Origin of the sequence: Elizabethkingia argenteiflava, from assembly GCF_009904105.1 — a bacterium.
GTDB classification, from domain to species: Bacteria; Bacteroidota; Bacteroidia; order Flavobacteriales; family Weeksellaceae; genus Elizabethkingia; species Elizabethkingia argenteiflava.
On sequence record NZ_JAAABJ010000120.1, the window covers coordinates 1 to 280 of the forward strand.

1 pseudogene is annotated in these 280 nt (G+C 36.8%); it reads right to left on the bottom strand.

From position 1 onward, the window contains the following. Window positions 1-13: 13 nt before the first annotated feature. Window positions 14-280: pseudogene (locus GNY06_RS00805) on the bottom strand (transposase); the annotation flags it as partial.

The window sequence follows — 280 nt, forward strand, 5'->3', positions numbered from 1 at the left end:
AAATTAATGCTCCTCAAAAGCTGTTTTTTTCCTTGAGAATTCTCTCTCCAAATTTAACATAAAGTTGTGATAATGCGATACCCCAGTTATGTATAGGCATTGTCCATTTTTTACTGATATTCTGTATACCAGATACATTAGCTTCATCAGTGGCTGTTCTGAAGGAAAAGCACCTTTAGTTTTGGTGATTTTGCGTATCTGGCGATGTACCCCTTGAATTGGATTGGTAGTATATATGCTTTTTCGTACTACCTCATCGTACTCGAAGAATGCAGAGAGA